Annotated in this window: 6 protein-coding genes; 4 read left to right on the top strand and 2 right to left on the bottom strand. The window is 46.6% G+C overall.

Translation table 11 applies throughout. The features are described 5' to 3' along the window. Positions 1-1,315: 1,315 nt before the first annotated feature. The gene (locus HMPREF2955_RS11125) at positions 1,316-1,813 is read right to left on the bottom strand and encodes an SMI1/KNR4 family protein (RefSeq protein WP_070723558.1); all 498 of its coding nucleotides are present in this window, start codon (positions 1,811-1,813) and stop codon (positions 1,316-1,318) included. Between the two features lie 172 nt (positions 1,814-1,985). Further along, positions 1,986-3,653, bottom strand: a complete 1,668-nt coding sequence (locus tag HMPREF2955_RS11120) for a formate--tetrahydrofolate ligase (protein ID WP_019186542.1) — start codon at positions 3,651-3,653, stop codon at positions 1,986-1,988. A 311-nt stretch (positions 3,654-3,964) separates the two neighbouring features. Between HMPREF2955_RS11120 and miaB the strand changes: the two genes are divergently transcribed. From miaB to HMPREF2955_RS11095, 4 genes are all read left to right on the top strand, one after another. Then, positions 3,965-5,287 (top strand): tRNA (N6-isopentenyl adenosine(37)-C2)-methylthiotransferase MiaB, encoded by a 1,323-nt coding sequence (gene miaB / locus HMPREF2955_RS11110; RefSeq protein ID WP_070723557.1) that lies wholly within the window; start codon positions 3,965-3,967, stop codon positions 5,285-5,287. A gap of 151 nt (positions 5,288-5,438) precedes the next feature. Continuing rightward, a complete protein-coding gene (locus HMPREF2955_RS11105; protein ID WP_019186545.1) occupies positions 5,439-6,740 on the top strand; it encodes an AAA family ATPase in 1,302 nt (433 codons plus the stop codon). Next, the gene (locus tag HMPREF2955_RS11100) at positions 6,718-7,407 is read left to right on the top strand and encodes an RloB family protein (protein ID WP_044259352.1); all 690 of its coding nucleotides are present in this window, start codon (positions 6,718-6,720) and stop codon (positions 7,405-7,407) included. The genes HMPREF2955_RS11105 and HMPREF2955_RS11100 overlap by 23 nt, the downstream gene beginning before the upstream one ends. 497 nt (positions 7,408-7,904) lie before the next feature. Further along, complete coding sequence (locus HMPREF2955_RS11095) at positions 7,905-8,474, top strand: hypothetical protein (protein ID WP_019186547.1); 570 nt, start codon at positions 7,905-7,907, stop codon at positions 8,472-8,474. The last annotated feature ends 109 nt before the right edge of the window (positions 8,475-8,583 follow it).

Below are 8,583 nucleotides of genomic sequence, written 5' to 3'. Positions count from 1 at the left end.
AAAGGTGAAAAGATGGCTGCGCCTTGCTCGCTTGTCAACTTATCTACTTGTCCACTGGCGAAGGTGAAAGAAAGGTTGCGCCACCAGTCTTGTTAACTCGTTAACTTGTTACTTGTCAATGACAAGTGCGACCGTATCTGCAAATGAACGTGTGCGGTTTGCTGGGCTAATTACTAGAAATTCTAGTAAATCTTGTCGGACTGGTCCGACTGGTCGGACTTGTCAGACCTGTCAGACCTGTCCGACCCGTCTGACCCGTCTGACTAGGAGAACTAGAAGAGCTAGATAAGATAAACTAGCCCTGCTAGCTTAATTAGCCAAATGCCTGAAACTCATTAACCCGCCTGCCACCGCCTCGTTTTTTGTCTGCTTTTCCGTACAGCTTTTAACACTATGGCTGCCCTTTTTATCCACCACCTCACCCACTTGCCCCAAAAAATCGATTCTCGCGAGGGTTCGTTTTGATGCAAAAAGGGGGGGCTTGTGAATGCGGCAAAATGAATATTTATTTCAAAAGACCGCCATTTGCATGCTTTTGGAGGCCATTTGCTACTAAATGCAGTGTGTTTTGGTGCCAAATGCTGTGCGTTTTGATGCTAAATGCAGTGCATTTTGGTGCTAAATGCAAGGAGATAAGCATAAAAATACACAGGAATAGTATAAATAAAACCTTTCAGAACCATCAAAAACATGGTCAAAAAGGGCAAAACGACCGTTAAAAAGTGGGATTTTAGGGGCTAAATGTGCGTAATTGGGCTTGAGAAATTTTGAGTTGGCAACCAAACTAGAAAGGCAAAATGGTGCAAAATGCAGGTTTCGTTCCCAAAAACAGACAAAACAAAAGGCGTGAAAGACTAAAAATAGTGACCATTTACCCACTTTACTGCCTAAATTTTCGCTAGAACGGAGTGAAATTTAGAGCGCATTTGTAAAACAAAAGATAAAATTTTAAGTTTTCAGCCGGTGAGTTATTAGCGTTGATAAGTAGATGAGTTTGGGAGTTATTTGAGTTGATGAGTTAGTGAGTTTACAAGTATGGGAGTTGTTTGAATTGATGAGTTTATAAGTATGGGGGGGTTGTTTGAGTTGACGAGTTAGTGAGTTGGTGAGTTTATAGGTATGGGAGTTGATGAGTTATTTGAGTCGATGAGTTATTTGAGTCGATGAGTTATCTGAGTTGGTGAGTTATTTGAGTTGATGAGTTTATAAGTATGGGCGTTTGGGAGTTGATGGGTTTGTGAATTGTCGAGTTAATGAGGAGGTGAGTTTTTTTTAAGTTGACGGGTTGATGTATTCGGGACACTAAAATATGTTTTTATATGGTAGTACGTTGCGTATTTTTATTGAGTACCCAATTTTCTAAAGAAGAACAGAAAACATCAAAGCTAGGAGCAACCATTATCAATCCTTCTTCCAATGAATACTCATGATAAAGTGCTTTAATTATCCCCGTTGAAACCTCTATCCAAATATCATTACCACATCCATCATCAGCAAAGGGGATATGGGTTTGGACAAAATAATCTAGCTGAGCGTCATCCTGTAATTGAAGATTCCTAACCTTAACGATATCATCAAGCTTTAAAAAGAATCCTATTTCTATTTTATCCCAATCCCCCTTTTCAATAGAATAAAACGCATGCCTAAACATCATTGCCTGCTTTGGGAACAAGACACCATCAAACATGAGATAAAATTGAATAAAACTATTGATCTTATTACCATCAACTCCCAAAGCCTGCCTTATTTTTTCTTCGGAAAGCCGAGAGTCCCTGCCTTCATATAACAATCTGTTATCGGTAAATAAGTTCATTTTTTACTTCTTCTTTTATTACTTTGCCTATTGTTTCTTGCATGCTGTACTTAAAAGCATTGACATAGGCACGTATAATTCAACAACGAAAACCCTGCTTGTGCACACTAAAAAAAGCGAGGTGGGTTCCAAGATGCACATTAAATGTACTTGGAACCCACCTTCGTTAAGACTACGACAAGCCTTCGATTACGCCGTTAACGACGTCGATGCGTTCGGCTTGTGGACTCTTTGGCAAGCCAGGCATGCGCATGATGTCGCCTGCAACAGCCACAATCATTTCCGAACCCGTGTTGATAACAAAGTCGCGGATGGTGATGTCGAAGTTAGTAGGCAGTCCGTAGGCCTTCGCATCCTCCGAAAACGAGTATTGCGTCTTAGCAACACACACGGGGAAATGCTCTAAGCCCAGTTCCTTAATGCGCGCCAACTTCTTCTTGGCGGCAGGTTTCAGCACCACCTTGTTTGCCCCATATATGTTTTGGGCAATCTTACGCACCTTCGTTTCGATGTCGTCGGCATCGTCGTAAAGCATACGCAGCGGTTCAGAGGGGTTCTTCTCGATGGTTTTAACCACCAATCGTGCGATGTTTTCCGCCCCTTTTCCGCCCTCGCCAAAGGCCGTGTTGAGCGCAAAGCCCACACCAAGTTCCTCGCAATGGCGGCGAACGACGTCTAATTCCTCGTCGGTGTCGGTGGCAAAGCGGTTCAGGCACACCACCACCGTTTGGCCAAAGGCCTGCATGTTGGCGATGTGCTTGTCCATGTTGGCCAATCCGCGGCGCACGCCCTCCACGTTAGGCTCCTTTATTTCCTTTTCGTTCACACCGCCGTGCATCTTCAACGCCTGCGCGGTAGCCACCAAAACGGTTAGTTTGGGCGAGATGCCCGCCTTTCGGCACTTGATGTCGAAGAACTTTTCTGCGCCCAAGTCGGCACCGAATCCCGCCTCCGTGATGGCATAGTCGCCAAAGGTCATGGCCATTTTAGTTGCAAGCACGCTATTGCAGCCGTGTGCGATGTTGGCAAAGGGACCGCCGTGGATAAAGGCCGGCGTATTCTCGATGGTCTGAACCATATTGGGATGGATGGCATCGTGCAGGATGGCAACGATGGCACCGCCCACACCCAGGTCTTTAACGGTGAAGGGCTTGCCTTGCAGCGTTACGCCCAGCAGCACGTTGTCGATGCGGCGGCGCAGGTCTTCTTCGCTTGTTGCGAGGCAGAAGATGGCCATTATCTCCGAGGCGGGCGTGATGTCGAAGCCCCCTTCGGTAACGATGCCGTCGGTTTTTCCGCCCAATCCCGTAACGATGGTGCGCAGGTTACGGTCGTTCACATCGAGAACGCGCCGCCACAACACCTCTTTCATGCCGAACCCGTCGTCTTGGTGTTGGTAAATATAGTTGTCTAGCAGGGCAGCAATCATGTTGTTAGCCGAAGTGATGGCGTGGAAGTCGCCCGTAAAGTGCAAGTTAATCTTCTCCATCGGCAACACCTGTGCATATCCACCGCCAGCTGCTCCCCCCTTCATGCCAAAGCATGGGCCTAGCGAGGGTTCGCGTAAAGCAACCACGGCGTTCTTCCCTATGCGGTTCATGCCCAGGGCCAAGCCCACGCTGACCGTGGTTTTACCGTTTCCGCTTTTGGTGGGCGTAATGGATGTAACCAAGATGAGGTTGCATTTCTTTACGCGCTCTTCGTCGATGAGCGTGTATGGAACTTTGGCGATGTGTTTGCCATAGGGTTCTAACTTAACGGCAGAAATGCCAGCCTTCGCGGCAATGTCGTTAATAGGCAACAGTGTAGCCTCACGGGCAATCTCGAAATCTGTCTTCATAGATGTGTAAAGCGTTAGTATAGTAATAATCTTATTGATTTAACTCTGGGTCAAATTTAGGTTATTTTTTTGCAACAGCCAAGCGTTTTGCCAATAAAAAGACAACGAAAGGTGCATTTTGTACATGCAGAGGATGGGTAAGGTGCACAGTACCAACCACAACGGTGAAGAGGAGAGGGGAGGCGGCAACACATGCAACGGCATCACTTTCTGCCCTTCGGCCTACCCTATTTCCCGAAAAATGTAGTACCTTTGCACCACGATAACAACGGTTAGGCATAGCCTAACACACTTTTCCTACAACAAACGTAATGAAAAAGCTATATATTGAGACCTACGGCTGCCAGATGAACGTGGCCGATAGCGAGGTGGTGGCTGCGGTGATGCAGATGGCTGGCTACGAAATGTGCCAAGACGAAGCCGAGGCCGACGCCATCTTTATGAACACTTGCAGCGTGAGAGAGAATGCGGAGAACAAGATTTACAACCGACTTGACACGCTGCACGCCGAGCAAAAGAAGGGCCGAAAGGTGATTTTGGGCGTGCTGGGCTGCATGGCCGAACGCGTGAAAGACGACTTGATTGAAAACCACCACGCCCAGTTGGTGGCCGGACCAGACTCATATCTGAACCTGCCCGACATGATTGCGCAGGCGGAGGCGGGCAACAAGGCCATCGACATCGCCCTATCGAAGACCGAAACTTACAGGGATGTGGTGCCGAAACGCGTGGCATTGGCCAAGATTAGCGGCTTTGTGAGCATCATGCGCGGCTGCGACAACTTCTGCCACTATTGCATCGTGCCTTATACGCGCGGTAGAGAGCGGTCGCGCGATGTGGACAGCATCCTTAACGAGGTGCGAAACCTGCAACAACAAGGCTACAAAGAGGTTACGCTATTGGGGCAGAACGTTAACAGCTACCGATTTGTGAACGAAGAGGGACAAACAATAGACTTCCCCCAACTGTTGCGACTGGTGGCCGAGGCGGTTCCCACAATGCGCATTCGTTTCTCTACGCCCCACCCAAAGGATATGAGCGATGCCACACTGCGCGTTATCGCCGAGGTCCCGAACGTTTGCAGGCACATACACTTGCCCATACAAAGCGGTAGCGACAAAGTGCTGAAACTGATGAACCGCAAATATACCGTGGAATGGTATCTTAGCCGGGTAAAGGCCATTCGCGAGCTAGTGCCCGACTGCGGTTTGTCGACCGACATCTTTGTGGGCTATCACGGCGAGACGGAGGCCGACCACGAGGAGTCGCTCCGCATCATGCGCGAAGTGGGTTACGACTCGGCCTTTATGTTCAAATACAGCGAACGGCCTGGCACTTATGCCTCGAAACACCTGCCCGACGATGTTCCCGAAGACGTGAAGATACGTCGCCTGAACGAATTGATAATGGTTCAGAACGAGAATTCGGCTCGCGCCAACCACGCCGAGGTGGGAAATGTTCGCGAAGTGTTGGTTGAAGGTCCGTCGAAACGTAGTCGCGAACAGCTTTGTGGTCGAACCGAACAAAACAAGATGGTGGTGTTCGACAAGGGCAACCACCATATTGGCGAGTATGTAAAGGTGCGAATAACGGGCAGCACCAGCGCAACACTGTTTGGAGAAGCGGTAGACTAAATGGCGAGGCGATAGAAAATGCGGGGGCAAGCGGCAACAGGCTGCTTGTCCCCGCAATGGGTTCGTGCCCCTCTTTAAGACATCATAAATCGTATGTTTTTCGTGCGTAGTACTAAAAAATGCTGTATCTTTGCAGTAAAATCAATGAGATATGCTAGTAAATTTCACGGTTAAAAATTTTCGTTCGTTCAAAGAAGAACGCACGTTTAGCATGGAAGCCAGTTCGATAAAGGAACACGAAGAGGCTGTGATTAAAGCAGGCAATCATCGTCTGCTTCCGCTCACCATTATATATGGTGCAAATTCTAGCGGCAAGAGCAATCTCATTTCTGCCATTTACACCATGCGGAGAATGGTGATGGGTTCTGTAAGGCTGAACGAAAGCGACCCACTTCTTTATGTCCCCTTCGCCTTAGACGAGGTTTCTCGCTCGGTGCCCACGCTGTTTGAGGTGCAATTCATCCAGGCAGAAACCCACTATCGCTACGGATTTGAGTACACCCAAAAAGAAATTGTTTCGGAATGGCTGTACGAAAACAGGCTTGGCGAAGAGGAAGTGGAGCTTTTCGTCCGTTCGAAAAACGTGATAGAGGTTTCAGAAAAGGCCTTTCCTGAGGGCAGGGGTAAGGAAGATTTAACCAATGCGAACCGCCTATTTCTCTCACTTGTTGCCCAGTTAAAGGGCGAAAAGAGCAATGCTGTGATGGCGGGCATTGGCGAATGTAATGTGGTTTCGGGCATTGACACAAAAAGATACGATGAAATTACGCTTGCAATGTTCATGAAAGAACTGGACGGAGCGGACGAGGCGCAAGCGTTTTTTAAGGAACTACAATTGGGGTTCAACAGTTTCTCTGTGAAGAAGACCCATATTACAGCAGAAAAGCTGGCTAGCCTTCCAAAATTACAAAGGCAGCAGATGGAGAAAAATATGTCGGCACACACGCTTGTAGAAGCAATAACAGTCCATAACATCTATAATGAGGACGGACAAGTTATTGGCGAGAATGATTTTTACAGGGATGTTATGGAGTCTGAAGGGACAAAGAAGGTTATTGAGCTGTCTGGCCCGATTTTCGACACGCTCATTAATGGAAAGATACTCATTGTTGACGAGCTGGATGCCAGGCTACATCCGCTTTTAACCCGAAACATCGTGCTGCTATTTATGGACCCAGAGCGCAACAAGCATGGCGCACAGCTAATTTTCGCCACCCACGACACCAACTTGCTCGACCTATCCGTTCTACGGCGCGACCAAATATGGTTTGCAGAGAAAGACAAGGTGGAGAGTACCGACATCTACTCGCTTGTGGAATTTGAGGAAGATGGCCAAGAAGAACCAAATAACAAGCACGACATTGAACGCGATTACATTCGTGGGCGTTATGGTGCAATACCTTTTATCGGGAAAAATAACACAAGAAACTATGGGACACTCCAAAAACAATGAGCTTGAAAGGCTAAGGCAAGAACGCGGAAAATCGAGGGCAACGAATGGGCGTAAAGAGAAAGGACGCCAACGACAGGTGCGTTTCTTAATCGTATGTGAGGGCACTAAGACAGAGCCGTATTACTTTGAATCCCTAGTCCAGGGCAGTATGTCAGACGTCCGTGAAGTGGACATACAGGGAGTGGGCATGGGAACTGTCGCTTTGATTAAAGAAACGAAGGCAATAAAGCACGAATTGGAAAGAAAGAACAGCATGCACTTTGATAGGGTGTGGGTTGTTTTCGACAAAGACGATTTCAAAGATTTCAATCAAGCAATAGCAATGGCCGAAGGTTTGGGATATGGAAGTGCTTGGTCTAACGAAGCATTCGAGTTGTGGTATTGCTTGCACTTCATATTTCTCAACACAGGCATCAGCCGCTCTGAATACATCAAACAGATTGAAAAAGCCCTAAAACTTAAAACTGGGGATAACAGCTTTACATATACGAAAGGCAACCGAGACAATTACCACCTGCTTCAACAATATGGCAATGAGGATATGGCTAAACTGCACGCAGCCAGACTACGCAGATTATTCATCGGCACCAACTACGCTGCGCACAACCCGTGTACAATGGTGGACAAGCTTGTAGACGAATTGCAACATCCCGAATGTTTTCTCTAAACAACGCCATAAAAAACGCTAGGTATTGCGATTAAACGCTGGCGCCAACCTACTGCCCCATTTGCAGAACACGTTACATGTCGCATTGGCCTTTGTTGCGGCTGCGGGTTTAATTGTTTGGATTTGCCAAAACGATTAGTGACAACCCGCTTTATAGATGCGCAACGAGTTGCTTACATGTAGCGGCACTCCTTATATATATGGCACAATTCGTGGTTAAGAACAAGGCTTGTGGGATGGTTTTAAACCACCTGTTCGTAGAGAAAACGGACTTTTCAGGGTTAAATAAACAAGTATGAAGCACAATTTTAACGTGCATTTCCTTGCGATGTAAATAAAAAGAACTAAATTTGCTGCGTGAGACGAAATGTACTTCGCAGGCAAACAATGTGCTGTGGAGAACTTTGAATACATTCTGCCATGACAAAACGACACGAGCTAATCCCAATGGATTAAATTCCAACAGATATTCTTTAACAATTTAATTGTACTAACAAATGAATAAAAGCAATTTCTTAGTGAGCTGCGCGAAACATGTCTTCGTGTTCTCAGCAGTGTTGATGGCAAGCGTTGCCTTGTCTAGTTGTTCAAAAAGCGATGACGAAAGCGACGAACTTCCTATCAAGCAGAACACCGTAATTATAGACAAGGAGGAGAAGCCCATACTCCATGCTGGATACACGAATACCAGTGGTGCGAACGACTACGAATTCACTTTCTTTCTCTCGAAGGACTATACTGAGAAAGTAAAATTCTTGTACAACAAAAACTGGCACTGCAACAAAGACATAGACCTGACAAAGAGAGAAGAACGACATGGTGGAGTGTGGTACTGGTCAGTAGATTACCACAAGAAATATAAACAAATTATTGACACTGATGGTCAACCAAAAGCTCTCTATGGTTCAGATGAACCTATTCTACCTGTCTTTGACAAAGGCACTCTTCGTATCTCGGATGGTGAGGGCAACAATATCAAAATCCTGCTGAAAAATGGCAAAGTTGTTGGTGCTGACAACAAGCCACACACTATCACCATCCATTATGATGGTCCAAGACTAAAGTAAGGATGGCTACTGTTTGTCTTTAAACGTCGCAATGGTCAAACCATACACACAGCATTGCCCTGAAATGAGAAGAGAAAGGAGAAAGGGTGCAGCCTGATCTCACCAAATA

The sequence above is a fragment of the Prevotella sp. HMSC073D09 genome (genome assembly GCF_001814145.1).
Lineage (GTDB): Bacteria > Bacteroidota > Bacteroidia > Bacteroidales > Bacteroidaceae > Prevotella > Prevotella conceptionensis.
Note: the sequence above shows the minus strand (reverse complement) of the source record. Positions and strands in the feature narration are given on the sequence as shown.